Here is a 26,125-nt window from a genome sequence, read left to right as displayed (position 1 = left end):
GTACCCCGGCCCGCGAACACTCGGAAACTACTTCGTCGGCGCGAACGCCTCTTCGATGATCTCCGCCTGCTCCACCGCGTGCACCTTGCTCGACCCCGAGGACGGGGCGGACATGGCGCGCCGGGAGATGCGGCGCAGGCGGCCGAACCGCTCGGGGAGCAGCTCGGGGAGGTTGAGGCCGTAGAAGGGCCAGGCGCCCTGGTTCGCCGGCTCCTCCTGGACCCAGGCCAGGTCGGTGGCGTTGGGGTAGCCGTCGAGCGCCTCGTTCAGCCGGTACTTGGGCAGCGGGTAGAGCTGCTCGACCCGGACGATCGCGACGTCCTCGCGCTTCTGCTTGGTCTTCTCGGCGGCCAGCTCGTAGTAGAGCTTGCCGCTGGTGAGCAGCACCCGCTTGACCTTGGAGCGGTCACCCGTTCCGGTCTCGTAGGCGGGCTCGTCGAAGACCGAGCGGAACTTGGACTCGGTGAAGTCCTTCACATCCGAGACCACGGCCTTGTTGCGCAGCATCGACTTCGGGGTGAAGACGATGAGCGGGCGGCGGATGCCGTCGTGCGAGTGCCTGCGCAGCAGGTGGAAGTAGTTCGCCGGGGTGGAGGGAACCGCGACCGTCATCGAGCCCTCGGCGCAGAGCTGCAGGAAGCGCTCGATCCGGCCGGAGGTGTGGTCCGGGCCCTGGCCCTCGTGGCCGTGCGGCAGCAGCAGCACGACGTCGGAGAGCTGGCCCCACTTGGCCTCGCCGGAGGAGATGAACTCGTCGATGATCGACTGCGCGCCGTTGACGAAATCACCGAACTGCGCCTCCCAGAGCACGAGCGCCTCCGGGTTGCCGAGCGAGTAGCCGTACTCGAAGCCCACGGCGGCGTACTCGCTGAGCGCGGAGTCGTGCACCGCGAACCAGCCGGGGTTCTCGCTGCCGATGTTGTGCAGCGGGGTGTACTCCTCGGCGGTCTTGCGGTCGATGATGACCGAGTGCCGCTGGGTGAAGGTGCCGCGGCGGGAGTCCTGGCCGGTGAGCCGGACCGCCTTGCCCTCGTCGATCAGGGTGCCGAAGGCGAGCAGCTCGGCGAAGGCCCAGTCGACCTTGCCCTCGTAGGCCATCTCGCGGCGCTTCTCCAGCACCGGCTTGACCCTCGGGTGCACGTTGAAGCCGTCCGGCACGTTCAGGAAGGCGTCGCCGATGCGCTGCAGCACCGACTTGTCCACCGCGGTCTGCACGGTCGACGGCACCTTCTGGTCGTCCTCGACCGACTCGCTGGGCTCCGGCGGGAACTTCTCCAGCTCGCGGACCTCGTTGAACACCCGCTCCAGCTGGCCCTGGTAGTCGCGCAGCGCGTCCTCGGCCTCCTTGAGCGAGATGTCGCCGCGGCCGATCAGGCTCTCGGTGTATGCCTTGCGGACCGAGCGCTTGGTGTCGATGACGTCGTACATCGAGGGCTGGGTCATCGAGGGGTCGTCGCCCTCGTTGTGCCCGCGGCGCCGGTAGCAGACCATGTCGATGACGACGTCCTTGCGGAACTTCTGCCTGAAGTCGACCGCGAGCCGGGCCACCCAGTCGCAGGCCTCCGGGTCGTCACCGTTGACGTGGAAGATCGGCGCGCCGATGAACTTCGCGATATCGGTGGAGTACTCGGTGGAGCGGCTGTTCTCCGGCGCGGTGGTGAAGCCGATCTGGTTGTTCACCACGATGTGGATGGTGCCGCCGACGCGGTAGCCGCGCAGCCCGGAGAGGTTCAGCGTCTCCGCGACGACGCCCTGGCCGGCGAAGGCCGCGTCGCCGTGCAGCATGAGCGGGACGACCGAGAAGCCCTCGGGGCCGTCGCCCTTGTCCAGCAGGTCCTGCTTGGCCCGCGCGAGCCCCTCCAGCACCGGGTCGACCGCCTCCAGGTGCGAGGGGTTGGCGGTCAGCGAGACCTCGATCTCGTTGTCGCCGAACATCTGCAGGTAGGTGCCCTGCGCGCCGAGGTGGTACTTGACGTCGCCCGACCCGTGTGTGCCCGCCGGGTTCATGTTGCCCTCGAACTCGGTGAAGATCTTCGAGTAGGGCTTGCCGACGATGTTGGCCAGCACATTCAGCCTGCCGCGGTGCGGCATGCCGATGATGACCTCGTCGAGGGCGTGCTCGGCGCACTGGTCGATGACGGCGTCCATCATCGGGATGACGGCCTCGGCGCCCTCCAGCGAGAAGCGCTTCTGGCCGACGTACTTGGTCTGCAGGAAGGTCTCGAAGGCCTCCGCCGCGTTCAGCCGGTTCAGGATGTACTTCTGCTGCGCGACAGTGGGTTTCGCGTGCTTCTGCTCGACCCGGTCCTGGATCCACTGGAGCTGGTCGGTCTCCAGGATGTGGGTGTACTCGACGCCGACGTGGCGGCAGTACGCGTCGCGCAGGATGGAGAGCACGTCACGCAGCTTCATCCGCTCCTGGCCGTGGAAGCCGCCGACGTTGAACTCGCGGTCCAGATCCCACAGGGTCAGCCCGTGCTGGGTGACGTCCAGGTCGGGGTGGCTGCGGAACTTCTCCTTGACCAGCCGCAGCGGGTCGGTGTCGGCCATCAGGTGGCCGCGGTTGCGGTAGGCGGCGATCATCTCCAGGACCCGGGCGCTCTTGTCGACGCCGCGCTCGCGCACGTCCTTGCGCCAGCGGATCGGCTCGTACGGCACGCCGAGGCCGTGGAAGATCTCGTCGTAGAACTCGTCGGAGATCAGCAGCTGGTGGATGGTGCGCAGGAAGTCACCCGACTCCGCGCCCTGGATGATGCGGTGGTCGTAGGTCGAGGTCAGCGTCATCAGCTTGCCGATACCGAGATCGGCGATGCGCTCGTCGGCCATGCCCTGGAACTCGGCCGGGTACTCCATCGCACCCGCGCCGATGATGGCGCCCTGGCCGTTCATCAGCCGCGGCACCGAGTGCACGGTGCCGATGGTGCCGGGGTTGGTCAGCGAGATGGTGACGCCGGAGAAGTCCTCGGCGGTGAGCTTGCCGTCCCGCGCGCGCCGCACGATGTCCTCGTAGGCGGTGTGGAACTGGCCGAAGGAGAACTCGTCGGTCCCCTTGATGGCGGCGACGACCAGCGAGCGGCTGCCGTCCTTGCCGGGCAGGTCGATGGCGAGGCCGAGGTTGGTGTGCGCGGGGGTGATCGCGTTCGGCTTGCCGTCCACCTCGGCGAAGTGCCGGTTCATGTTCGGGAACTTCTTGACCGCCTGCACGATCGCGTAGCCGAGCAGGTGGGTGAAGGAGATCTTGCCGCCCCTGGTGCGGGCGAGGTGGTTGTTGATGACCAGGCGGTTGTCGATCATCAGCTTGGCCGGGATGGCCCGCACGCTGGTGGCGGTCGGGATGGCCAGGGATGCCGACATGTTCTTGGCGACCGCGGCGGCCGCGCCGCGCAGCACCTTCGACTGGTCCTCCGCGGCCTCCTGCTTGGGCTTGCCCGAGGTGGGGGCCGCGTTGGAGGTGGGGGCCGGGGTGGTCTTGGGGGTGCGCGCCTGCTGCGCGGGCTGCGCCTTCGCGGCCGGCTTGCTCTCGGCGGGCTCGGCCGCTGCTGCCTTGGCGGGCTGAGCCTTGGCCGGCTCGGCCTTCGCTGGCTCGGCCTTCGCGGTGGCCGGCTGGGCCCTGGTGGTCTCGGCCTTGCCCGCGGCGGGCTGAGCCTTGGCGGGCTCGGCCTTCGGCTGGGCGGCCTTGGCCGGCGCCTTCGCGGCCGAGCCGTTGGCGCCGGAGCGAGCGGCCCCGTTACCGGTCGAGGCGGAACCGGCGGAGCTCGTGGCGGCCGGGCCTGCCTGCTCGGAATCTGCGCTGACTTCCGGGGTGTAGTCCGCCAGGAACTCGTGCCAGCTCTCGTCGACCGATGATGGATCAAGTTTGAACTTCTGATACATCTCGTCGACTAGCCACTGGTTCTGTCCGAACTGGGAAGTTGAACTGCTCACAGCAGGTGTTCGCCTCATTCCGTTCTTCGCGCTGCGACGTTTGTGACGTGCCCGGCGGGGGACCGGCGGATACGCGCCGGTGCGCCCTGTTCGAGGATAGGCCCCGCAGCAAATCGGTGGATTCACCGACTACCGCTCAAGCCCCGGCCCTCGTTGTCGACGACTCGTCCTCCAACGAGAATATTCCCCCGGTCCCCTGAGCGGCAGCCCAGAGGCGGGCATAGGGCCCATCGGCCCCTACAAGGGCATCGTGCGGACCGAGCTGAGTGATACGTCCGTTCTCCACGACGGCGATCAGGTCGGCTCTGGCGGCGGTCGCGAGCCGGTGCGCGACCACCACCGTGGTCCGGCCGCGGGCCAGCGAGGTGGCCGCTGCCAGCACCGATGCCTCGGCCACCGGGTCGAGCGTCGAGGTGGCCTCGTCCAGCAGCAGCAGGTCGGGGCGGACCAGTTCGGCGCGGGCGAGCGCGATCAGCTGCCGCTGGCCTGCGGAGAGGCCGCGGCCGCGCTCGCCGACCGGCTGGCGCATGCCGTGCGGGAGCGCGGCGATCATGTCGGCGGCGCCGACCGCCGCGGCGGCGTCCGCGATCTCCGCGTCGGTTGCGGAAGGTTTCCCGAATGCAATGTTGCTGGCAACGTCGCCGGCGAAGAGGTGAGCCTCCTGCGGCACGATGCCGAGCCGGGAGCGGTACTCGGCCAGCCGGTAGTCGCGGATGTCGACCTCGTCGACCTGTACCGCACCGCCTGCCGATTCCGGGGGCGCGGCTCCGCTGCCGTCGGTCGAGGCCGGTGCGCCCGGCTGCTCGCGGGGCAGGTCGTAGAGGCGCGCGAGCAGCTTGACCACCGTGGACTTGCCCGCTCCGGTCGGGCCGACCAGGGCGAGGGTGGAGCCGGCCGGGATGTTCAGCTCGACCCCGTCCAGCGCGAACCGGTCGGTGCCCGGATAGCGGAATCGCACGTCGCTCAGCGCGACCGCGCCGCGCAGCCCGTGCTCGATCGGCACCGCGTCCGCCGGGTCGGCGGCGATCGCGGATGGCGTGCGCAGCAGCTCGCCGATCCGGCGCAGCCCGACCCGCGCCTGCTGGTACCCGTCGAAGACCTGGGAGAGCTGGGTGACCGGGCCGAAGAGCAGCTGCAGGTAGAGCACGAAGGCGACCAGCGTGCCCGCGGTGACGGTGCCCGCCGCCACCTCGCGCGCCCCGACGTAGATCACCGCGGCCAGCGCCAGATCGGCCCAGGCGACGACGAAGGCGAAGTAGAGCGCGATGGCGGTCTGCGCGCGCACCCTGCTGTCCCGGTAGCCGCGCGAGTACTCGGCGAAGCGCCTGGCCGCCCGCGGCTCGTGCCGATTGGCCTGCACCGCGCGCAGCCCGCTCACGTTCTCCTGGAAGTCGGCGTTCACCGCGGAGACCCGCTCCCGGGAGACGGCGTAGGCGGTCGAGGAGAAGCGCCGGAAGAACACCGTGGCCAGGATCAGCGGCGGCAGCGTCGCCAGCACCACCGCGGCGAGCACCGGGTGGATGACGATCAGCGCCACCGCGATGCCGACCAGGGTGAGGCCGCCGACCAGCGTGGTCGCGACCCCGGTCTGCAGGAAGGTGGAGAGCGCGTCGACGTCGGTGGTCATCCTGGTCATGATCCGGCCGGAGAGCTCGCGCTCGTAGTAGTCCAGCCCGAGCCGCTGCAGGTGCGCGTAGCTGCGCACGCGCAGCCCGAAGAGCACCCGCTCGCCGGTGCGCGCGGTGAGCACCGTCGTCACCGCGGAGACCAGCCAGCCCGCGGCCACCAGCGCGATCCCGATCAGCGCGGCGAGCTCGAGCGCGCCGGTGTCACCGCGGCCGACGCCGCTGTCCAGCGCGTAGCGGACCAGCGGCGGGAAGGCGATGCCGAGCAGCGCGTCCAGGGCGAGCAGCCCCATGACGGTGAGGACCAGCGCACGCACCGGGCGCAGCAGCCGGGCCAGCCGGAAGCCGGGGTCGGGGGCGCGCAGCCGCTGCCCGTCGGCGTCGGGCTGCTCGGTGGCCGGCGGCAGCCGGTCGAGCGCGCGGCGCAGCTCGGGGGTTTCGCCGAGCCCGGCCGCCGCACCCGCGAAGCCGGGGCCACGGCGACCGATGGCGGGCGGGCCTGCGCTGCCCGCTCCGGGGCGGCCCGTGGCAGGCGGCTCCGCGCTGCCCGCGCCGGGTGTCGTGGTGAACGGCGGGGGGACGCGGTCCGGCGGTACGGGCTCGGGGGTGCCGTGCTCGGGGGCGGGCAGCCGGATGACCCGGTCGGCGTGCGCCAGCGTGGATTCGCGGTGTGCGAGCACGATGGTGGTGCGGCCGCCGCGGTCGGGCAGCGCGGCGAAGATGGCGGCCTCGGTGACGGCGTCGACGGCGGAGGTGGCGTCGTCGAGCACGAGGACGCGCGGCCGGGCGAGCAGTGCGCGGGCCAGCGCGACGCGCTGCCGCTGCCCGCCGGAGAGCGTCAGGCCGCGCTCGCCGACCACGGTGTCGTAGCCGTCCGGCAGCTCCGCGATGAACTCGTCCGCGGCGGCCAGCCGGGCGGCGTGCCTGATCTCGGCGTCGGTCGCGCCGGCGTGGCCGAGCGCGATATTGGCCGCGATGGTGTCGGAGAAGAGGAAGGGGTCGTCGAAGACCACGCCGACGGCGCTGCGCAGGTCGGTGGCGCGCAGGTCGGCGATATCGACCGGGTCGGCGCCGGGGGCGGTGAGCCGGATCCGCCCCGATTCCGGCGCGAAGAAGCGCGGGAGCAGCAGCGAGAGCGTGGTCTTGCCGGAGCCCGCCGGGCCGATGATCGCGACCGTCTCGCCGGGGCGGACGGTGAGGTCGAGGTGGCGCAGCACCGGGCGGTCCGGGCCGAAACCGAAGGTCACGTCGTCGATCTCGACGCCGAGCGGGCCGTCGGGCAGGGTGGCCGGGGCGGGCGGGTCGGTGAGCGTCGGCGCGGTGTCGATGACCTGGTTCACCCGCTCGGCGGCGGCCCTGGTGAGCTGGGCCATGATCACCACCGAGGTCATGGTGCGGGCGGTGGAGGTCATGGTCGCGACGTAGGCGGCGAAGGCGAGGAAGGTGCCGATCCCGATGCTGCCGCGCAGCGCGAGCAGCCCGCCGAAGCCGATCACCGCGACCAGCCCGATCTGCGGGATGGCGGCGACGGTCGGCGCGAAGCGGGAGTTCAGCCGGGCGGCGCGCATGCGCTCGGCGAAGAGCGAGCGGCCGTGCCGCTCCAGCAGGTCGACCATCCTCGACTCCTGCCCGAAGCCCTTCACCACCCGGACGCCGGTGACCGTCTCCTCGACGTGCTGGGCCAGCTCGGCGGCGCGCTGCTGGGCCGACCAGGTGGCGGCGTAGAGCCGGGGCCGCAGCCGGTAGACGACGATCGCGATGGCGGGGACGACGAGCAGCGCGATCAGCGCGAGCTGCGGCGCCAGCCAGAACATGACGGCGGCGGCGAGCACGAACTGTACGAGTGCCATGCCGGAGAGCGGGACCATGGCGAGCAGCCCCTGCACGAGCTGCAGGTCGGTGATCGAGCGGGACACCACCTGACCGGTGCGGATGGCATCCTGCCCGGCGCCGTCCAGGCGCTGCAGCGAGCCGAGCAGATCCAGCCGCAGGCCGTGCTGGACGTCGAGCGAGAGCCGCCCGGCGAGCAGCCTGCGGCCGAAGGCGGCGGCGAAGCGCGCGGCGGCCAGCGCGACCAGCAGCAGCGCCACGGTGCCGATCACCGCGGTGTCGCCGATCCCGGCGGCATCGACCGCGCGCTTGAGCAGTAGCGGTGCCGCGATCTCGACGAGTGCGCCGATCAGGATGGTCGCGACGACGCCGGCGACGACGGAGCGGTGTTCGAGACATCGAGTCCAGAGCCTGCGGATCCAGCCTGCTCCGGTGGTCGGGGTGTTCGTGGGCCGCCTCCTCGGGTGCGCGGGTACTTCACCGACGTTAACGATCGGCACCGACACCTGAATTCCCCGGCGGCGGGGGGAGAACCTAGAGCTCGGCCTCGCGCAGCGTCCACCAGCCGAAACCGCCGAGCCCGGCGGCCCAGAGCAGCAGCACCACGTAGGCCGCGGGCGTCGGGGCCAGGAAGCCGCTCTCCGGGAAGGCACCGACCGCGACGGTGGAGATCGTCGCCGAGCCGGGCAGCAGCGCGACCAGCCCCTCGACCTCGGCGGCGCGCGCCACCAGCCAGATCAGCGGCTCCAGCAGCACCAGCCAGCCGAGCAGCACCGCGAGCGCGGCAGCCACGCTGCGCAGCGCGAGCCCGAGCCCGGCGCCGATCACCGCCCAGCACACCGCCGAGAAGAGCCCGCCGCCGAACACCGCGACCAGGCTCAGCCCGAACTCGACCTTTCCGCGGCCGAGCCCGACCAGCACGCCGACCCCGATCAGTGCGGTGACAACGGCGGCGGCCAGCCCGGCCGCGGCGGGCAGCGCCAGCTTGGCGGCGGCCAGCCGATCCCGGTTCGGGGTGAAGAGCACGGTGGTCGGCATGCCGCCGTTCCAGTACTCGCCCGCGGTGGCGAAGACGCCGAGCACCGCGGCGGCGAGGGCGGCCACCGCGAAGGCCGGGTAGAGCCCTATCGAGGCGGCGCCGGTGGCGGGCTCGCCGGTGGGGTCGAGCGGCCCGGCGGTCAGCGCGGCGGCGACGGTCGAGATCAGCGCGGCGCCGGCCACGACGGCGGCGGCCGAGCCGATCCCGGGGACGCCGAGGATCTTGCGGAGCTCGGAGCGGAGCGCGGGCAGGAGCTCGGTCGGCAGGTAATCGATCATCGGGAAACACCGTACGGCGCGGGCGGTTCCACGCGCCCGGCACCGACGGCGGCGTGTCCGGCGAACGGGGAGAGCACGCCGGAGATGCCGCCGGGCGGGCGCGGCGCGGTGGCGGCGCGGTCGGTGAGCGCGGCCAGTACCCGGTCCGGGTGGATGGGGTCGGGGACGACGGCGGCGATGCGCACCTGCGCGGCCCCGGCGGCCTCGCGGATGACCGCCTCGGTGGCCTCGGCCACCGCCAGCCTGCCGTCCGGGCGGATCACCGCGTCGGTGTAGCCGCGCGCGGCGAGGTGCGTGGCGAGCGCGACCGGGGTGGCGGCGTCGACGATCAGCCGGTCCGGGTAGCCGCGGCGCAGCTTGGCCGGGGTGCCCTGGTAGACGGCGGCGCCGCCGGCCAGCAGCAGCAGTGCGTCGGCGGCGGGCAGCAGCGCGGCCAGGCTGCGGCCGGTGATCACCGCGGCGCCGCCGCGGGCGGCGTGCGCGCGCAGCAGTTCGGCGAGCCAGTTGCGCTCGGCCGGGTCGAGGCCGTCCACCGGGTCGTCCAGGACCAGCACCCGGGGGTCGGGGAGCAGCGCGGTGGCGATGGCGAGCCTGGTCTGCTCGCCGAGGCCGAGCACCTCGATCCTGGTGCGGGTCTCGTCGCCGAGCCCGGCCAGCGCGGCGACTTCGTCGGCGCGCCCGTCCGGCACGTCGGCCGCGGCGGCGTAGGCGAGCAGGTGGTCGCGGACCCGGCGCTTGGCGGGCAGCCCGCGCGGGACGAGCACGCCGTTCACGGTGTGCGGGGTGCGCGGTGCCGCGCCGAAGGCCGCGACGGAGCCGTGCGTCGGTGCGCGCAGCCCGAGCAGCACGCGGGCCAGCGTGGATTTGCCCGACCCCGGCGGCCCGGCCACCGCGGTGACGGTACCTGCGGGCACCGCGAACGAGACGTCCTCCAGCGCGGTGCTCGCGCCGTACCGGACGGCGAGCCCACGCACCGCAAGAGCCGCGTCCGCGCCGAGGTCCCCTGCGGCCGAGCCGCCCGTCCCGGTCTCCGCGGCGGCCCGGACGCCGATACCTCCGGTCATCGCGCCGTCGGCGGGTGCGGCTTGCGGGTGGGCGTCGGATGGTGCCCGGCGGCCCGGGCCGGCGGCGACTTGCGCTGGCTCCGGCCGGCGTCGACGGCGGGCAGCGGATCGGCGTCGATCACCAGCGGGGCATCCCGCCAGTGCGTCGGCGCGGGCCCGAATGCCTTGCGCGAGTTGTCGATCGTGGTCTTGCCGAGGGCCCGGTTGCCGAGCCCGCCGATCACCGCGCCGATGCCCGCGGGCACCACCTTGCCCGCCATCAGCGCGGCCCGCTTGGTGATGAACCGCACGACGAAGCGCTTGAGCAGCGAGTCGTTCATGGTCTGCAGCCCGGGGATCTGCTTGGCGAAGGCGGTGCCCCAGTTCTTGGCCGAGTGGCCGATGGACTTCTGCACGATGTCCATGCCGCTCTCGCCGAGCACCACCGCGAGGACCAGCGCGCGGCGCTGCTCCTGCGCCTGCGGGGTGATGCCGTGCACCGAGGCCACCGCGAGCGTGTACACCGCGGAGGCCTCCATGAAGAAGGTGGTCTCCGCGCTCACCGCGGCCAGCGCGGCCATCGTGCCGACGCCGGGCACCGCCGCCGTCGCGCCGACCGCGCTGCCGCTACCGGTGACGGCCATCAGGTACTGGTTCTCCAGTCGCTGGATGATCTGCGCCGGGGTCTCGTCGGGGTGGGCGCGCCGCAGCCGGTCCACGTACTTGGCCACCGCGGGGCCCTGTAGCCGCGAACCGGTGTCGAGCAGCTGTACCACCGTCTTCTCGAAGGCGTCCTTGAACATCACGGCCGTCTCCTCCTGTCCCGCTCGGCTGGTTGGAACTGTAGGGCACGGTGCCGACACAGCTCCCCTCGACAACGAAGTACCCAGCCCGCGGAGTTCCGCGCTCAGCCGAGGGCCGGAACCTCTTCGCCCGCGCGCGGCGGGGGCGGCGGCGTCCCGTCGCCGAACGGGCGGCCGCCGAGCTGTTCGCGGCCGTGCGGGGCCAGCCAATTCGCCAGGTCGGGGCCGACCGGGACCACCCCGGTCGGGTTGATGTCCCGGTGCACCGCGTAGTAGTGCGTCTTGATCTGGCCGAAGTCGGTGGTGTCGCCGAAGCCGGGGGTCTGGAACAGGTCGCGGGCGTAGGCCCAGAGCACCGGCATCTCGCTCAGCTTGGTCCGGTTGCACTTGAAATGGCCGTGGTAGACGGGGTCGAAGCGGGCCAGCGTGGTGAAGAGCCTGACATCGGCCTCGGTGATGGTGTCGCCGACCAGGTAGCGCTGCCCGGCGAGCCGCTCGGTGAGTTCGTCCAGCCGGGTGAACAGCCGGGCGTAGGCGCGCTCGTAGGCATCCTGGTCGCCGGCGAAGCCGCAGCGGTAGACGCCGTTGTTGACCTCGGTGAAGTTCCGGTGCGCGACCTCGTCGATCTCGTCCCGCAGGTGCGCCGGGTAGAGGTCGGGCGCGCCGTCGCGGTGGAACTCGGTCCACTCGGTGGAGAAGTCCAGGGTGATCTGCGGGTAGTCGTTGGTGACCACCTGGCCGGTGGCGATCTCGACAACGGCGGGCACGGTGATGCCGCGCGGGTAGTCCGGGAAGCGGGCCAGGTAGGCGTCGCGCAGCCGGGGGATGCCGAGCACCGGGTCGACGCCGCCGGGGTCCAGGTCGAAGGTCCAGCTCAGCTTGTCGTGGGTGGGACCGCAGAGCCCGAGCGAGAGCGCGTCCTCCAGGCCGAGCAGCCTGCGCACGATCAGCGTCCGGTTGGCCCACGGGCAGGCCCGCGCCGCGACCAGCCGGTACCGCCCGGCCTCGGCCGGGTAGCCGTCGCGGCCGTCCGCGGTGATCCGGGTGGTGATGTAGTTGGTGTCCCTCTTGAACTCGCCTGGCTCCACGTAACTGCCCTGCGAACCGGAGCGATCCTCTGCCGACGTGGTCACGCGGCCCAGTCTGGCACGCCCGGCCGGGAACCCACCGCCTACGCTCTCCCGACATGAGCGGAACCGAACCGACACGCCTGGAACGCCGCAGCACCGATGCCGGCGCCGAGCTCGCCGTCCTCACCCTGGCGAACCCGCCGCTGAACCTCTTCGACCAGCCGCTGTTCGACGCGCTGGTCGCCGATATCGCCGAGCTCACCGCGCGCCCGCCGCGCGCGCTGCTGCTGCGCGCCGAGGGCAAGGTGGTCTCCGGCGGGGTCGACGTGCACGTCTTCGACGGGCTCACGGTCGAGCAGGGCGCGCAGCTGTGGCGTTCGCTCTTCGAGACGATCATCGCGCCGCTCGAGGCGCTGCCCTGCCCGGTGGTCTTCGCCGCGCACGGCCTCACCCTCACCGCGGCCTTCGAGATCGCGCTGGCCTGCGACATCATCCTGGCGACGCCGACGGCCAGGTTCGGTCTGGTGGAGACGGTGGTCGGGCTGACCCCGTCGATGGGCGGGCCGCAGCGGCTGGCCGAGCGCGCCGGCTCCGGCCGGGCCCGCGAGTTCGTCATGACCGGCGATCTCTACGCCGCCACCACCATGGCCGAGTGGGGCGTGGTGAACGGGGTGCACGAGGACGTCGAGGCGGCGGCCCAGGCACTCGTCACCCGGCTGGCCGACGGCCCGACCCGGGCGCACGCCGCCACCAAGGAGATCATCGGCGCCTGGCGCTCCGGCGGTGTCGCGCACGCGGATTCGGTGACGCCGAAGGTCTCCGGCGCGCTCTTCGGCACCGCGGATCTGCGCGGCGGGGTGCGCAGCTTCCTGGAGCAGGGGCCGGGGAAGGCGACCTACACCGGGCGGTGATCGGCGGACACGTTCTCCGCCTATCGCCACGAGATTGTGATGTGGGTCATATAGTCGGAGGTGCCTGGTCGGTAGAGGCGCCGGAGGATCCATGTCGCAGCAGTTCATCGTCGAATTCCCGTGGTCGGCGCAGCACGTCTGCGACAACCCGCTCGCCCGCGGCGCGGACGGCGTGCTCCGCTACGGCAACCTGACCCCGGCGCTCACCGAGCTGCTCGACCTGCAGACGCACGCCTTCTCCACCCGCGAGGCCGTGGTGGAGATCGGCGGGCCGCGGCTCACCTACCGGGAGCTGTGGCACTCGGCCTCGCGGATCGCGGGCGGACTGCAGGAGCACGGCATCGGCTACGGCGACCGGGTGGCGGTGCACCTGCCCGGCGGCGCGCGCTGGGTGCAGGCCTTCCTCGGCGCGCTGCTCAGCGGCGCGGTGCCGGTCCTGGTCGACGCCGCGCTGCCCGCCGCCGCCGCGGCACGGGTGATCGCCGACAGCAGCGCCGACTTCGTGCTCGGCACCGGCGGCATCAGGAACTCCGCCGAGTCCGGCATGCCGGACGGCGCCGCCTTCATCGACGACGGCGCCGCGCTCAACGACCTCGCCCTGCTCTGCTACACCAGTGGCTCGCCCGCCCCGCGCGGGGTCGAGCTGACCAACGAGAACCTGCTCTCCGCCATCCGCTCGGTGGTCTCCGCGCTCGACCTGCCCACCGACGGGCTGCGCAACCTGGTGCTGCTGCCGCTGGCGCACGCGAGCGGCTGCGTCGACCAGGTGCTGCCCACCTTCGCGGTCGGCGGGACGGTGGTGCTCGCCCCGGATCGGGGGCGGCTGGCCGAGGCGATCGAGACCGAGCGGGTGGACATGGTCTCCGCGACCCCGCGGATCTTCACCGAGCTGCTGCCCGCGCTCACCGCGGGCGGGGCCGGCCGCGAGCACGTGGCCAGGATCAGCAAGGCCGGGCACCGGGCGGACCGGGCCGCCGCACCCGGCGTGCTCGCCGACGCACTGCGCGCGGCCTTCCCCGAGGCCAGGCAGTGGTCGGTCTGGGGGGCGACCGAGACCAGCGGGATCGGGCTCTCGACCGAGGACACGGCCGACGCGGCGGCGTTCTCCGCGGCGGGCAGCGTGCTCGGCTTCCCGTTCGGCGGCACCGAGCTGGCGCTCTGGGGGCCGCGCGCGCACGCGGGCCGCGGCGAGCTGCTGTGCCGCGGGCCCAATGTCACCCGGCGCTACTGGAACGACCCGGCGACCACCGCGGCCCGCTTCACCGGCACCTGGTTCCACACCGGCGACCTGGTCACCATCGAACCGGACGGACTGGTCCGGCGCGGCGTCGCGCGCTGAGCGAGCTGTCAGTCGAGCAGGCGGGCCCGCAGTTTGTCGCGCAGCTCGTCGGTGAGGCCGAGCGCGGTGTAATAGCGCTCCGGATGGCCGTGGAACTCGCGCACGCCATCGGTGGCGACGGCCAGGTACTCGGGGCGTACGCCGAGCAGGTCGTCGGAGATCTCGGTGTTCTGCTCGGTTCCCGCGGCGGCGATCATCTCGCGCAGCGCGGGCACCGCGTCGTTGCTGCGCAGGTAGTCGGTGACCACCTCGTCTTCCGCGACGCCGACCGCGCGCAGCAGCGTGGCCACCGCCCACCCGGTGCGGTCCTTGCCCGCCGCGCAGTGCACCAGGGTCGCCCCGGTGCCGGTCACGATCGAGCCGGCCAGCTCGCGAATGGCCAGGTTCGCCTCCGGCATGGCCGGGAAGAGGCGGTATACCTCGAGCATGTGCGTGCGGGCGGTCTCGGCCTGCGTGGCGTCGTGCGGCGGCGCCTCGCCCATCCTGGAGTCGAACGGGGTGACGGCGACGCGAACACCGTCCGGGACGACGTCGGCGCCGAAGTGATCGATCTCACGAAGGCCGCGCAGATCGTGCACCGCGGTGACGTCCAGATCGCGGAGCAGTGCGAGCCCCCTGGCGTCGAGGTTGGCGAGTGCGGCGGAGCGGAGCAGCACCCCGGGGCGGACGGTGCCGCCTCCGGTGGTGCGGAGCCCGCCCACGTCACGGAAGTTGAAGGTGCCGGAGAGCCGGAGATGATCGGCGGAGGGCGAGACGGTCACGTTGCCCAGGCTAACGGGTGGTGCCGGGTCGCGGCCGGGGTGCGCGCGATGCAACGGATCGAGGTAGCCTGTGGCATCGCGCACATCCGGACAGCGTGGTCCGGATTCGCCCGTAGAGTGGTCGATCGACGTGGCGGTACCGGTGATCTGCCCACGTCGGCCGTCGGTTGCCGACGGCCCGGAGCATGTTCCCCGCGGGGATGGCGGCGAGCATGGTCGATTGCGAAGGCGTTCCGGTTGGATAACAAAACATTCTTTTAGTCTGGAATAACCGGTGAGCGCTGGGCTCAAACCCCGAAAGCACTTACCATTGCCGGATGATAGGCCGGGAGTCTCGCAATTTCGGGGATGAGCGTTCGGTTTCCGGTGCTCCAGTTCTGTCGAGGGAGTCGTTGTTGAGCGTACGGGGAGAGATGGTGAAGACCCGGCTTCGGCCGACGATCTCCGAAGCGGTCGAGCAGGCTGCCGCTTCACTCGATCACGGCGGTGTCCGCGGCCTCCGGGTGCTGCTGCACGCCGGGATGAGCGCGTACTGGCCACTGGTCAAGGGTGCGCCATTCAAGCAGGTGCAGGCCTATGAGGGCACCCTGCAGTCGCTGCGGCTGCGCTGGGAGGCGGGCGCGGGCTGCCTGCCGAGCGCGGGCGCGGGCGGGATCTTCGCCGAGATGGATCGGCAGATGGTCGCCTTCCTGGAGCTGTGCGCGGAGCGCTCCGGGATGAAATGGCTGGAGCCGGTGCAGGCGGTGGCCGCGTACGCCGTCTCGGTGCTGCACGGCACCGTGCTGCGCTGGCTCGCCGACTGCGACGACGAGACCATGCTCGTCGTGCTGGACGACCTGGTGAGCAGCCTGGCCGCGCGCGCCGTCGAGAACTGATCGGCGCTTTGCTGGACGTTTGACCAATTGGGTGGTTCAGTAGGCAGGTGCCCGCCATCGACCTCGCGCGGCCCGCGGCCGCGACCCCGCCGATCGCCCGCCTGCATGCCGCGACGGCCGATCTCGACCCCCCGCTGGCCGCGCTCGACCTGAGTCGGCTGCGCGCCAACGCCGCTGATCTGGTGCGCCGCTCCGGCGGCATCCCGATCCGGGTGGCGAGCAAATCCGTGCGCTGCCGCGCGGTGCTCGAGGAGGTGCTCGGCGCCGGGCTGACCGCCGCCGGCGGCTTCCGCGGCATCATGGCCTACTCGCTCAGCGAGGCATTGTGGCTGGTCCGGGCCGGTGCCGGGGATGTGTTGCTCGGCTACCCGACGGTGGACCGCGCCGCGCTGGCCGAGCTCGCCGCCGACGCCGCCGCCCGCGCCGCCGTCACCCTGATGATCGACGACCCCGCGCACCTGGAGCTGATCGCCGCCGCCACCGGCAACCGCGCGGGGTTGCGGGTCTGCCTCGACGTCGATGCCTCGCTGCGGATCGGCCCGCTGCACCTCGGCGTACGGCGCTCCCCGCTGCGCACCCCCGATCGGGCCGCGGATCTGGCGTACGCCGCGAAGCGGGCGGGGTTCGCCGTGGTCGGGGTGATGACCTACGAGGCACAGATCGCCGGGCTGCCGGATGCCAACGCGGCCGTGCGGCTGGTGAAGCGGGCCTCGGCCGCGGAGATCGGGGGCAGGCGCGCACGGGTCGTCGACGCGGTGTGCGCGGTCGTCGGCGAGCTGGAGATCGTGAACGCCGGCGGTACCGGCTCGATCGAGGTCAGTGCGGGTAGCGCGGCGGTCACCGAGGTGACCGCCGGGTCCGGGCTGTACGTGCCGACGCTCTTCGACAACTACCGCTCCTTCACCCCGCGGCCCGCGCTCTACTTCGCGCTCCCGGTGCTGCGCAGGCCGACGCCGTCGATCGCGACGGTCTTCGCCGGCGGCTACATCGCCTCCGGCCCGCCCGGTGACTCCCGGGTGCCGAAGCCGGTGTGGCCGGGGCGGTTGCGGCTGCTCGGGGCCGAGGGCGCGGGCGAGGTGCAGACCCCGCTGGCCGGGGCGCGCGGGCTGCGGCTCGGCGACCGGGTCTGGTTCCGGCACGCCAAGGCGGGCGAGCTGTGCGAGCGCTTCGACCGGTTGTTCCTCGTCGATGCCGACGGCGGCCGCACCGAGGTGCCGACCTATCGCGGCGAAGGAAAGTGCTTCGGCTGAATTCGGTCCGGTCGTGGTGAGAATTGTTCGCATACCGATTGGTCCATTTATCTGCGACTGACGGGTAGTGCGCACGAACTTCCGGCTGGAAATGTGTGGGCGAATTCAGCGCAGCCGCAGCAGCGCCGAGAGTTCGGCCAGTTCGGCCGGGTCGGCGGGCAGGTACTCGGTGAGCAGCGGTGAGCGGATGATGGTGGCGTGCCACAGTGCGCGGCCGAGCGCGGCGCGCAGCACCCGGGCGGCCACCAGCGCGCGCACCGCGCCGGGCGCGTCCACCGGCGCGGAGACGGTCGCCGAGACCAGCACCACCGCCGCCTCCCTGCCGCGGAACCGCTCCGGGGTGCCGACCAGCACGTCGTCGATCCTGGCGCGCTCCAGCAGGGTCCGGATCAGCGCCACCTGCGGGCCGTAGGGGGCCACCACGAAGATGTCGTGCGGGTGCAGCCTGCGGGCACCGCCGCCGCTGGTCCAGGTGCCGGTGAGCAGGGTGCGCACCCGGCGCACCACCTCCCGCGCCTCGGGTTCACAGACGGTGCTGTGGCCGCGGTGCGGGATGAGCACGGTCTCGATGCCGGGCGGCACGACGTCGAGGGCGCGGCCGCCGGTCACGGTCCGCGCCGCGCTGAGCCGCCCGTCGTACCAGAGTGCGGAGAGCGGGCCGCAGACCGCCGGGTGCAGCCGCCAGGTGCGGTCGAGCAGATAGCCGGTGGCGGCCGGGACGGTCCGGTGCGGCCCGATCCGCAGCCCGAGCGCCGAGCGCGGCGGCCCGGCGTGCTCCAGGTCGCCGAGCAGCAGCAGGGAGCGGGCACTCACCGAGGCGGCCAGTGCTTCGGCCGGGGCGCAGCGGCCCGCATCGGCGACGATGAGCAGGTCGAGCGCGCCGCGCGGCACCTGCGCCGGATCGGCGAAGTCGGCGGGGAGCCCGCCGACGACGCAGCCGTTCACGGCGGTCTCCAGGAAGCGCGGGTAGCGGGCACCGTCGATCACCGCCCACTCCGGGGCCACCGAGATCGCGTCCTTCTTGGCCACCAGCTCGGGGAGCACACCGGCGCGCACGACGGCGTCGAGCAGCTGCTCGACGGTGCGATGGCCGTCCGGCGCGGTGATGCCGATCCGCCACCGATCCCCGGTGAGCAGCCTGGCCACCACCCGGGCGATGGTGGAGATCTTGCCGGTGCCCGCCGGCGCCTGCACCGCGAGCACCGAATCGTCGAGCGCGCGCGCGGCCTCGGTGATGGCGGCGGCGTGGTCGCCGTGCACCGGGGGCAGGCCGGGCAGGCCGCCGCGCAGCCGGGGTCGGCGGCGGGCGAGCAGGTCGAAGGGGGCGCCCGTCGGCATGTCGGGCAGGGTGACCAGGACGGCGTCGGCGAGCTCCTCCAGGGCGCGGTCGACGGCGGGGTCCGGGTGCGGGGGGCGCGGGGCCAGCGCGATGGGCATGGCATCGGAGGGCTCCCTGCCCTCGGGGAGCACCTCCTCCAGCCGGACGGTGTCGGCGAACTCGGTGTCGGGGGAGCAGCCGAGCACCACGGCGGCGGTGACGGTGCGCAGGCCGGGGGCGGCGGGGTCGGGCTGGTCGTAGTAGGCGTGCACGGGGGTGCCGGGAGCGGGGACGGTGGAGCCGAGGCGGCTGCCCGCGCCGGTGCCGAAGCGGCCGGTGAGGGTGAGGTAGCGGCGCAGCCCGGTGCCGTGCGGGGGGCGGTGCCACTTGGTGTCCACCGTGCCCCACTCGGCGACGAGCACGCCCGGCTCGTCGGCCCAGTCCGCCACCGGGTCGGCGCGGCGCGCCCGGTGCGCGTCCCAGAGCGGGCCGCGCTGCCTGCGGTGGTGGCCGAGCGCCTCGGCGAGCAGCGCCGCCGGGTGCCCGGAATCGGCGCGGGCGCGGGCGAATTCGGCAAGGGCGGCCTCCAGGGAGGAGGGGCCGTCCGGGTCGGGCGCGCGGGGAAGCGGGGGGCGCGGCCGGATGCCGTATCGGTCCGCGAGTCTCCGCAGGGCGGCGCGGATGCGGAGGACGCCGTTGGCGTCGGTCTCCGCGGCGGGTTCGGTGCGCGCGACAGGGGCCGAGCCGCCCTGTGCGGGGTGGTCCGAAGGGTGGCCGGATCCCGGGGCGGCGGGGTCGGACGTGGCCGGCGGGTACGGTCCGCCGGGCGCGGGCGCGGGGGCGTCGTGCGGCGGGCCGGGTGTGGTGGGGGCCACGGGGACCAGGCGGTCCAGGGCGGCGGCCACCTGGGCGACGCGGTAGACCGGTGCCCGGACGCCGGGCCGGAGCGGCTCGGGGGGCGGTTCCGGCTCGCCGGCCAGGACCAGGGTGGAGCGCACGACGGGAGCGAGGTCGACCACGGCCTCCGCGGCGAAGAGCTCCTCGAGCAGCTCCTCGTCGCCGGGGCCGGTCTGGTGCGCGTACAGCAGCGCGCGGACCTCGGCGCCGTGGTGGTAGAGGTGCGCGCCGGGGATCTCGGCCCGCAGCCGCTCGAGGACCGGCCGTAATCCGTTCGCGCCGAATGGTATTCGCAGTGCGAAGTCCTGCCCCGCCACGAGCAGTGCCGGGCCGGGCGCGGTTGCGATCCCGATATCGCCCGGCGTCGCCGGGGGGAGTGCGGCCAGCGCGTCGGCTCCCGCGGTGTCGGTGACCGGGTGCCCGGCGGCATCCGCGCGCACCTGCACCCGCGCCTGCCTGCGCAGCGCGGTCGCGGTGCGCACCGGCAGCCCGGGCAGCTCGGCGGTGGAGCGGGCCAGCCGGTCGACGGTGCCGATCCCGGCCCCGCGCAGCAGCGCCGCCGTGCCGGGGTCGATCCCGGCCACCAGCCCGACGTCGCGCGCGGTGCGCGCCGCCGCCCGGCAGGCACCGCAGCGCCCGCAGGCCAGGTAGCGCGGGTCGCCCCACTGCACCGGGAGCAGCTCGGCGGACTGCTCGGTGGCGATGTGCTCGAAGCGCTCCCGCCGCGCCAGGTAGACCGGCAGCGCGGCGTCGAGCGGGAGCTCGGTGCCGCCGATCCGCAGCACCGGCGCGGGCAGCGCGCCCGCGGCGCTCAGCAGGTCGGCGCAGGCCGCCAGCTCGAGCGCGGCGCGCACCGGATCGGCGCCGCCCGCGGTGACCGGGGTGTACCGCACCCGGTGGTCGGCGCGGACCAATCGCTCCGCGGTGGCGGCGGTGCGGCCGTCGAAGAGCACGGCGTCGGTGAGCTCGGCCGCCCCGCTGCGCAGCGCGGCGAGCGTGCGCTCGTTCCCGGCCAGCAACCGATCCAGCTCGGCGGCGGAATCCGCGCGCGGCGAGGCGGTCTCGGCGTCCAGGGCGCGCAGCACCGCGAACTCGCAGCGCGCGGCAGCGATCAGGTCGGCCGGTGCGGCGACGACCACGTCACCGATGACGAGCAAACGCGGCCCTCCTGTCTCGTCGCGGGCTCACCGGTGTCGGCGAATCGACGGCAACACTACGGTGCTCACCGCGCGAAACGGGGGATCAGGACCGCGGTTGGCGCCGCTCCGGCGCGCGCCGCGGACCCTCGCGGCGCGGCCCGCGCGGCATCGCGCGGTGCTGCGGCGAGCCGTGGTCCAGCTGCAGCTGGATCAGCACGCCGCTGATCCTGGTGCGGCGCAGCGCCTCCAGCGTCTCGGCGGGCAGGTTCGCGGGCAGCTCGACCAGGCTGTGGTCCGGCCGGATGCTGATGTGCCCGAAATCGCTGCGGCGCAGCCCGCCCTCGTTGGCGATGGCGCCGACGATCGCGCCCGGCACCACGCGGTGCCGCTTGCCGACGCTGATCCGATAGGTCGCCAGCTCGGCGCCGGTGCCGCGGTGATGGCTCGGCCCGCCGCCCTCGTCGTCGAAGCCGCGCTGCCGCTCGGGGCGTTCCCGGCGCGGGCGCTCGACCGGCTCCGGTTCGGGCTGCATGAAGAAGTTCTTGCCGTCGTGTGAGCCGACCGCCAGGGCCGCCGCGATGTCGATGAGCGGGGTGTTGTGCTCGCGCTCGTACTCCTCGACCAGGGTGCGGAAGAGCGCCAGGTTCTCCGAGGCGAGGTTGTCGGTGATCGCGTCGCCGAACTTGCTGACCCGCTGCGCGTTCACATCGTCGACGCTGGGCAGCTGCATCTCGGTCAGCGGGTGCCTGGTGGCGCGCTCGATCGACTTGAGCAGGTGCCGCTCGCGCGGAGCGACGAAGAGCAGCGCCTCGCCGGAGCGCCCGGCCCGGCCGGTGCGGCCGATGCGGTGCACGTAGGACTCGGTGTCGTGCGGGATGTCGTAGTTCACCACGTGCGAGATCCGGTCGACGTCCAGGCCGCGGGCGGCGACGTCGGTGGCGACCAGGATGTCCAGCGCGCCGGACTTGAGCTGCCCGATGGTGCGCTCGCGCTGGTTCTGCGCGATGTCGCCGTTGATCGCGGCGGCGGAGAAGCCGCGGGCGCGCAGCTTCTCGGCGAGCTCCTCGGTGGCCTGCTTGGTCCGGACGAAGAGGATCATCGCCTCGAACGACTCGACCTCGAGGATCCGGGTCAGCGCGTCCAGCTTGCGCTGGTGCGAGACCTGCACCCAGCGCTGGGTGATGTTGGTGGCGGTCGAGGTCTTCGACTTGACCGTGATCTCGACCGGGTCGTGCAGGTACTGCTTGGAGATCTTGCGGATGGCGCCGGGCATGGTCGCGGAGAAGAGCGCGACCTGCTTGTCGTTCGGGGTGTCGGCGAGGATGCGCTCGACGTCCTCCTGGAAGCCCATCTTGAGCATCTCGTCGGCCTCGTCGAGCACCAGGTAGCGCAGGCCGGAGAGGTCGAGCGTGCCCTTCTCCAGGTGGTCGATGACGCGGCCGGGCGTACCGACCACGACCTGGGCGCCGCGGCGCAGCCCGGAGAGCTGCACGCCGTAGCTCTGCCCGCCGTAGATCGGCAGCACGTTCAGCCCGGGTATGTGCGTGGCGTAGCGGCCGAAGGCCTCGGCGACCTGGATCGCGAGCTCGCGGGTCGGCGCCAGGACCAGCGCGCGCGGCTTCCGGTCCGCGGTGTCCAGCCCCATCAGGATCGGGATGGCGAAGGCGGCGGTCTTGCCGGTGCCGGTCTGCGCGAGGCCGACCACGTCGGCGCCGGCCAGCAGCGGCGGGATGGTCGCGGCCTGGATCGGCGACGGCGACTCGTAGCCGACGTCGGCGATGGCGCGCAGGATCCGCTCATCGATGCCGAGTTCGGCGAAGGTGGGTGGTGCGTCGGCTGCGGGCCCTGCCGGCGAATCGGCGCTGGTCTCGACGGTGGAGCCGCCCTCGGTGCTGCCGGTGGAACCGTGCGTCGCCGCGGTGACCGGGCTGCCGGTCGCGATATCGCCGGTCGTACCCTCGCCTTCGCGGGGGTCCCCGTTGTCGCCGGGAACGGTGTCGACCTCATTGATGCTCATTGACCAGCAGTTTACTGCGTGGCGGTGGTCTCACCCGCAGCCGGGCCTTACCGTGCTTTCATGTCGTCACCGATCGTCGCGGTCGTCCAGTTCGCGCCATCCACCGATCCGGCCGCCAACCTCCGCGCGCTGCGCGAACCGATCGCCGACGCCGCCGGACGCGGCGCGGCCGTCGTGCTCGCCCCCGAGTACGCCATGTACGCGGTGACCAGGCTCGACGAGCGGGTCGTCGCGGTCCGCGAGCCGCTCACGGGGCCCTTCGTCACCGGGCTCGGGGCGCTGGCGAAGGAGTTCGGCGTGCACCTGGTGGCCGGGATCGTGGAGGAGGTGCCGGACGAGCCGGAGCGCATCCACAACACCCTCGTCGTGCTCGACCCGGGCGGCGAGCTCGTCGCCACCTACCGCAAGGTGCACCTCTACGACGCCTTCGGGCACCGCGAGTCGGACGTGGTCGAGCTCGGCGCCATCACCGACCCGCCGGTGTTCACCGTCGGCGACACCGTCTTCGGGCTGCAGACCTGCTTCGACCTGCGCTTCCCCGAGGGCGCGCGGCGGGTGGCCGCGGCCGGTGCGCAGGTGCTGCTGCTGCCGGCGCAGTGGATCCCGGGTCCGGGCAAGGTCGACCAGTGGACGACGCTGCTGCGCGCACGGGCCATCGAGAACACCGTCTACGTCGCCGCCGCCGACCAGGCCGAGCCGCGCGGCGCGGGCGCGTCGATGATCATCGACCCCGCGGGTGCGGTGCTCGCCGAGCTCGGCACCGAACCCGGCGTGCTCACCGCCACCGTCGACGCCGCGGCGCTGGCCGCCGTCCGGCGTGCGAATCCGAGCCTCGAGCTGCGTCGATTCGCTGTGGTGGAGCGGGTTCCGGAGTAGCGTCGGGGGACGATGATCTACACCGATCGGACTTCGGCCGGTCGTGTGCTCGGGGGCGAGCTGGCCGAGTGGGGCCTCGTCGCGCAGGCGGGAGCCCCCGGTCCGCTGCTGCTCGGGCTGCCGCGCGGCGGCGTGCCGGTGGCGGCCGGTGCGCGCGAAGTGGTCGGAGGCGCGCTCGACATCCTGCTGGTCCGCAAGCTCGGGGTGCCCTGGCAGCCGGAGCTGGCGGCGGGGGCGATCGGTGAGGACGGCGCAAGGGTCCTGAACGACGATGTGCTCGCGCACACCGGGCTGACGGAGGTGGCGCTGGCCGGGGTCGAGGTGGCCGAGCGGGCCGAGCTGGAGCGCCGCCGCGCCACCTGGCGGGCCGGGGCGGCTGCGGTGCCGCGGGCCGGGCGGGTGGTGGTGCTGGTGGACGACGGCATGGCCACCGGGGCGACCATGGTGGCCGCCTGCCGGGTGCTGCGCCGACAGCGCCCGGCGCTGGTGCTCGTCGCGGTGCCGGTCTCCTCGCCGGAGGCGCTGCGCCGGGCCGCCGCCGAAGCCGACGACGTGGTGTGCCCGCTGGTGCCGGAGCAGCTCGGCGGGGTCGGCACCGCCTACGAGGACTTCCACCAGCTCGCCGACGCCGAGGTCACCGCGGTGCTGCGGGCGCGCTGATCACCACACCGCGCGCGGGGTCACCCGGCCCGCGGCGGTGAGCATGGGCCGCAGCCGGCCGGCGAAGCTCTCCGCCGTGACCGGGGTGATCTCCACCTCGGCCCCGGTGCGCACCGCGTAGCGGCCGTCCCCGGCGACATCGATCCAGCAGAGCACGCCGAACGGCGCGAGCGCGCCTGCGTTGCGGCGCACCGAGACCACGATCTGGCCGATGCCGTCGCGCGGGGCGCGGAGCAGCCTCCGGATACGGGCGGGCACCGAGGGGCCGGCGACCGGGACGGTCACCAGGTCGCGGCTGTCCTCGGTGACCCGGGCCAGCGGGGCGGTGAGCGCGGGCAGCTCGCCCGCGCGGTTGCGCGGGAGCGGGGTGATCATCCTGGCCGCGAAGGTGCCTGCCGAGCCGACCGCGATCCGGAGGTCGCCGCCGCGATCCGGCGCGGAGCCGGGCAGCTGCGCGACCACGACCGCGATCTCGCCCGCCACCGCCCCGAGCACGCGAATCGGCGCCCCGAGCTGCCCGGGGCCGAGCTCCGGCTGCCCGGTGTCCGCTGCCGGCCGCGCGGGCCCGTAGCCGAAGACCTCGACGCGAAGGGCAGGGCGGGCGAGGACGCGGAGCGCCGCCTCGAGGTCGGCGTCCAGGTGCTCGTCGCACCAGCGGTGCAGGGCGGGGAGCTGCGCGGCGCGCTCCACGTTGTCGGCGGCGGAGAGCCGCACCGCGAGCGGATACGGGATGCGGTCCCCGTCGGTCCGGCTCCAGGCCAGCGCGAACTGGTCCGGCGTCAGCGTCAGCCTCACTCGCGCTCGGACCACTCCCCGAGCACCGGGGGCGTGGTGGGATCGAGCGAGCCGATGAGCGTGCCGTTGTCGTCGCCCGGCTCGAGGTAGGTGAGCTCCTCGTCCGGGAAGTGCAGGTCGTCGTCGGGGTCGGCGGCAGGCGGCCGCGGCGGCAGGTGCGCGCTGATCCCGTGGCCTGCGCGCGTCGTCTCCGATGCCGCCAGCGCACCGCCGAGCAGCCCGCCCATGGCGCCCGCGCCGAGCCCGGTGACCGCCTCGGTGCCGGTGGACTCGCGCGGTTTCGCGGTGCGCCGCTCCTCCTGCTGCTGCTTCTTGCGGTCGTCGGCGGGCACGGTCGGCGGGATGACGCCGGGAACGCCCGCGGAGACCGGCGCGGTGCCGCTCGCGAAGTGCGGGGTGGCCGTGTGCGGAACGGTGCTGTGCGGTAGCGAGGTACCGGCGAACGAAGCCGGAACCGTGCCGACCGGTGCGACGCCTGCCGCCTGGGTGGCGACGGTAGCCGGGCCGGGCTCCGCACCGGCCGGTGCCGCGGTACTCGCGGCCTCGGGTGCGGCCGAATCCTCGGGTGCGGCAGCGGTACCGGTGACCTCGTCGTCCTCCGTGGCCCCGGTGGCGAGCGCGACCGGCGTGGCATTCGGCTCGGTTCCGGCTGCGCCGCCGAGACCCGGCCGCGCCCCTGGTCCGGCATCGGCGGCAGGCGCTGCGCCGATCCCACCCGCCACGTCGAACTCCGGGAACGCCGGAATCCCGTTGCCGGTGGGCAGGAAGGCCCCCGCGTAGACGGCCTCCATCACCCGGACGACATCGAGCCGGGCCGTTTCCGCCGCCTTCTGCGCCGCCACATTGGCCGCCGCGCTCCCCGGATCCAGCAGCGCCGCCGCCAGATCCGGCTCGCCGCCGGTGGGCGCGCCGACCCCGGCACGCACGGTCTCGGCGGCATCCCCGGCCCGGTTCAGCCGCTCGCCCACCACGCCCATGACATCGGCGAGCGCCCGCCCGCGCTGCTCGAAGGCCGCGACGGCGGCGGCCGCGTCGGCGGCGGCGGGCCCGCGCCACCCGTCGGCCATGGCCGCCCGCACCTCGGCGCCCGCGGCCTCGACGGCCGCGGCCAGCCCGGCGCCGGAACCGCGCCAGACCTGGCCGCCCGCGTTCAGCGCGGCCGGGTCGAGCAGGTTCACCGCGGCGTGCAGCTCGCGGTGCGAGAGGTTGTCGAAGGTCTCCACCCGGGGCGCGTAGTCGGGATCGGTGCGCAGGTGCTCGCCGCGCTGGGCGGAGCGGGGCAGCTCACGCATGGTGCACCGCCGGTACGCTCGCCAGCCGCCCGGCCGCGGTCACGTCGGCGGCGGTGTAGGCCGCGCCCGCCGCGCGCAGCGTGGCCGCGAGTTCCCGTGCGGCCGCGGCATAGTCGCGCAGCGCGGTGACCGCGCTCCCGGCCTTGCCCTCGAAACCCCCGCGCAGCGCCGCGCCGGAGGCGAGGCCGCCGAAGCCGGGCAGCGTGGCCGCCGCGGCGAGCGCCGCGATCTGCTCGTCGACCCGATCGGCCAGTTGCTCGTAGCGCTGCGCGCAGCGCTCCGGCGCGCCGTCGGCGACCAGGACCCCGTCGATCCACAGCTCGCCGTCGTCCACCGCCGTACGCAGGACATCCACCCTGGATCGCACTCGCCAGCCCCCTCTC

18 protein-coding genes are annotated in these 26,125 nt (G+C 73.6%); 6 read left to right on the top strand and 12 right to left on the bottom strand.

Annotated elements, in window-relative coordinates; all coding sequences use genetic code 11:
* Positions 1-27: 27 nt before the first annotated feature.
* The 6 genes from ACFO0B_RS11305 to ACFO0B_RS11280 all read right to left on the bottom strand — a co-directional run bounded on the left by ACFO0B_RS11305 (position 28) and on the right by ACFO0B_RS11280 (position 11,675).
* Positions 28-3,942 (bottom strand): multifunctional oxoglutarate decarboxylase/oxoglutarate dehydrogenase thiamine pyrophosphate-binding subunit/dihydrolipoyllysine-residue succinyltransferase subunit, encoded by a 3,915-nt coding sequence (locus ACFO0B_RS11305; protein ID WP_378612343.1) that lies wholly within the window; start codon positions 3,940-3,942, stop codon positions 28-30.
* Positions 3,943-4,060: 118 nt separating this feature from the next.
* Positions 4,061-7,798, bottom strand: coding sequence for an ABC transporter ATP-binding protein (locus ACFO0B_RS11300; protein ID WP_378612370.1), 3,738 nt, complete (start codon positions 7,796-7,798; stop codon positions 4,061-4,063).
* Positions 7,799-7,913: 115 nt separating this feature from the next.
* The gene (locus ACFO0B_RS11295; protein WP_378612342.1) at positions 7,914-8,696 is read right to left on the bottom strand and encodes an ABC transporter permease; all 783 of its coding nucleotides are present in this window, start codon (positions 8,694-8,696) and stop codon (positions 7,914-7,916) included.
* Positions 8,693-9,760: an ATP-binding cassette domain-containing protein gene (locus ACFO0B_RS11290; protein WP_378612341.1), complete on the bottom strand. Its 1,068-nt coding sequence runs from the start codon at positions 9,758-9,760 to the stop codon at positions 8,693-8,695. The genes ACFO0B_RS11295 and ACFO0B_RS11290 overlap by 4 nt, the downstream gene beginning before the upstream one ends.
* Complete coding sequence (locus ACFO0B_RS11285) at positions 9,757-10,542, bottom strand: hypothetical protein (protein WP_378612369.1); 786 nt, start codon at positions 10,540-10,542, stop codon at positions 9,757-9,759. The genes ACFO0B_RS11290 and ACFO0B_RS11285 overlap by 4 nt, the downstream gene beginning before the upstream one ends.
* A gap of 104 nt (positions 10,543-10,646) precedes the next feature.
* Entirely contained in the window at positions 10,647-11,675 is a 1,029-nt protein-coding gene (locus tag ACFO0B_RS11280; protein WP_378612340.1) for a glutathione S-transferase family protein, read from the bottom strand.
* Positions 11,676-11,728: 53 nt separating this feature from the next.
* Here ACFO0B_RS11280 and ACFO0B_RS11275 point away from each other — a divergent pair, with 53 nt between their 5' ends.
* On the top strand, positions 11,729-12,523 hold the full coding sequence (locus ACFO0B_RS11275) for an enoyl-CoA hydratase/isomerase family protein (RefSeq protein ID WP_378612339.1): 795 nt from the start codon (positions 11,729-11,731) through the stop codon (positions 12,521-12,523).
* A 91-nt stretch (positions 12,524-12,614) separates the two neighbouring features.
* Positions 12,615-13,862, top strand: a complete 1,248-nt coding sequence (locus ACFO0B_RS11270; protein ID WP_378612338.1) for a class I adenylate-forming enzyme family protein — start codon at positions 12,615-12,617, stop codon at positions 13,860-13,862.
* Between the two features lie 8 nt (positions 13,863-13,870).
* Here the strand turns inward: ACFO0B_RS11270 and ACFO0B_RS11265 are convergent, their stop codons facing one another.
* Complete coding sequence (locus tag ACFO0B_RS11265) at positions 13,871-14,623, bottom strand: tyrosine-protein phosphatase (RefSeq protein WP_378612337.1); 753 nt, start codon at positions 14,621-14,623, stop codon at positions 13,871-13,873.
* Positions 14,624-15,018: 395 nt separating this feature from the next.
* Here ACFO0B_RS11265 and ACFO0B_RS11260 point away from each other — a divergent pair, with 395 nt between their 5' ends.
* Entirely contained in the window at positions 15,019-15,498 is a 480-nt protein-coding gene (locus tag ACFO0B_RS11260; protein WP_378612336.1) for a TetR family transcriptional regulator, read from the top strand.
* Between the two features lie 47 nt (positions 15,499-15,545).
* Complete coding sequence (locus tag ACFO0B_RS11255) at positions 15,546-16,748, top strand: alanine racemase (RefSeq protein WP_378612335.1); 1,203 nt, start codon at positions 15,546-15,548, stop codon at positions 16,746-16,748.
* Positions 16,749-16,853: 105 nt separating this feature from the next.
* On the opposite strand, the gene ACFO0B_RS11250 is transcribed toward ACFO0B_RS11255, so the two are convergent.
* The gene (locus ACFO0B_RS11250; protein WP_378612334.1) at positions 16,854-20,120 is read right to left on the bottom strand and encodes an AAA domain-containing protein; all 3,267 of its coding nucleotides are present in this window, start codon (positions 20,118-20,120) and stop codon (positions 16,854-16,856) included.
* Positions 20,121-20,205: 85 nt separating this feature from the next.
* Positions 20,206-22,119 carry a DEAD/DEAH box helicase gene (locus ACFO0B_RS11245; RefSeq protein WP_378612333.1) on the bottom strand — a complete coding sequence of 638 codons (1,914 nt, stop codon included), beginning with the start codon at positions 22,117-22,119 and terminating at the stop codon, positions 20,206-20,208.
* Between the two features lie 60 nt (positions 22,120-22,179).
* On the opposite strand from ACFO0B_RS11245, the gene ACFO0B_RS11240 reads away from it, so the two are divergent.
* Complete coding sequence (locus tag ACFO0B_RS11240; protein WP_378612332.1) at positions 22,180-22,995, top strand: carbon-nitrogen hydrolase family protein; 816 nt, start codon at positions 22,180-22,182, stop codon at positions 22,993-22,995.
* Between the two features lie 12 nt (positions 22,996-23,007).
* Positions 23,008-23,655 (top strand): phosphoribosyltransferase, encoded by a 648-nt coding sequence (locus tag ACFO0B_RS11235; RefSeq protein ID WP_378612331.1) that lies wholly within the window; start codon positions 23,008-23,010, stop codon positions 23,653-23,655.
* On the opposite strand, the gene ACFO0B_RS11230 is transcribed toward ACFO0B_RS11235, so the two are convergent.
* Genes ACFO0B_RS11230 through ACFO0B_RS11220 form a run of 3 tightly spaced genes read right to left on the bottom strand, consistent with a single transcriptional unit; the run spans position 23,656 to position 26,109 of the window.
* Positions 23,656-24,450 carry an ESX secretion-associated protein EspG gene (locus ACFO0B_RS11230; protein WP_378612330.1) on the bottom strand — a complete coding sequence of 265 codons (795 nt, stop codon included), beginning with the start codon at positions 24,448-24,450 and terminating at the stop codon, positions 23,656-23,658.
* Entirely contained in the window at positions 24,447-25,742 is a 1,296-nt protein-coding gene (locus ACFO0B_RS11225) for a hypothetical protein (protein ID WP_378612329.1), read from the bottom strand. Before ACFO0B_RS11225 ends, ACFO0B_RS11230 begins: the two co-directional genes overlap by 4 nt.
* Complete coding sequence (locus ACFO0B_RS11220) at positions 25,735-26,109, bottom strand: hypothetical protein (protein WP_378612328.1); 375 nt, start codon at positions 26,107-26,109, stop codon at positions 25,735-25,737. Before ACFO0B_RS11220 ends, ACFO0B_RS11225 begins: the two co-directional genes overlap by 8 nt.
* Positions 26,110-26,125: the final 16 nt, after the last annotated feature.

It is taken from the genome of Nocardia jiangsuensis (genome assembly GCF_042650385.1).
Taxonomy (GTDB): Bacteria; Actinomycetota; Actinomycetes; order Mycobacteriales; family Mycobacteriaceae; genus Nocardia; species Nocardia jiangsuensis.
Note: the sequence above shows the minus strand (reverse complement) of the source record. Positions and strands in the feature narration are given on the sequence as shown.

Coding starts and splice junctions, on each gene's coding strand:
- ACFO0B_RS11245 (WP_378612333.1), bottom strand. CDS start 22,119: ATGAGCATCAATGAGGTCGACACCGTTCCCGGCGACAACGGGGACCCC.
- ACFO0B_RS11295 (WP_378612342.1), bottom strand. CDS start 8,696: ATGATCGATTACCTGCCGACCGAGCTCCTGCCCGCGCTCCGCTCCGAG.
- ACFO0B_RS11305 (WP_378612343.1), bottom strand. CDS start 3,942: ATGAGGCGAACACCTGCTGTGAGCAGTTCAACTTCCCAGTTCGGACAG.
- ACFO0B_RS11285 (WP_378612369.1), bottom strand. CDS start 10,542: ATGTTCAAGGACGCCTTCGAGAAGACGGTGGTACAGCTGCTCGACACC.
- ACFO0B_RS11235 (WP_378612331.1), top strand. CDS start 23,008: ATGATCTACACCGATCGGACTTCGGCCGGTCGTGTGCTCGGGGGCGAG.
- ACFO0B_RS11240 (WP_378612332.1), top strand. CDS start 22,180: ATGTCGTCACCGATCGTCGCGGTCGTCCAGTTCGCGCCATCCACCGAT.
- ACFO0B_RS11290 (WP_378612341.1), bottom strand. CDS start 9,760: ATGACCGGAGGTATCGGCGTCCGGGCCGCCGCGGAGACCGGGACGGGC.
- ACFO0B_RS11270 (WP_378612338.1), top strand. CDS start 12,615: ATGTCGCAGCAGTTCATCGTCGAATTCCCGTGGTCGGCGCAGCACGTC.
- ACFO0B_RS11275 (WP_378612339.1), top strand. CDS start 11,729: ATGAGCGGAACCGAACCGACACGCCTGGAACGCCGCAGCACCGATGCC.
- ACFO0B_RS11225 (WP_378612329.1), bottom strand. CDS start 25,742: ATGCGTGAGCTGCCCCGCTCCGCCCAGCGCGGCGAGCACCTGCGCACC.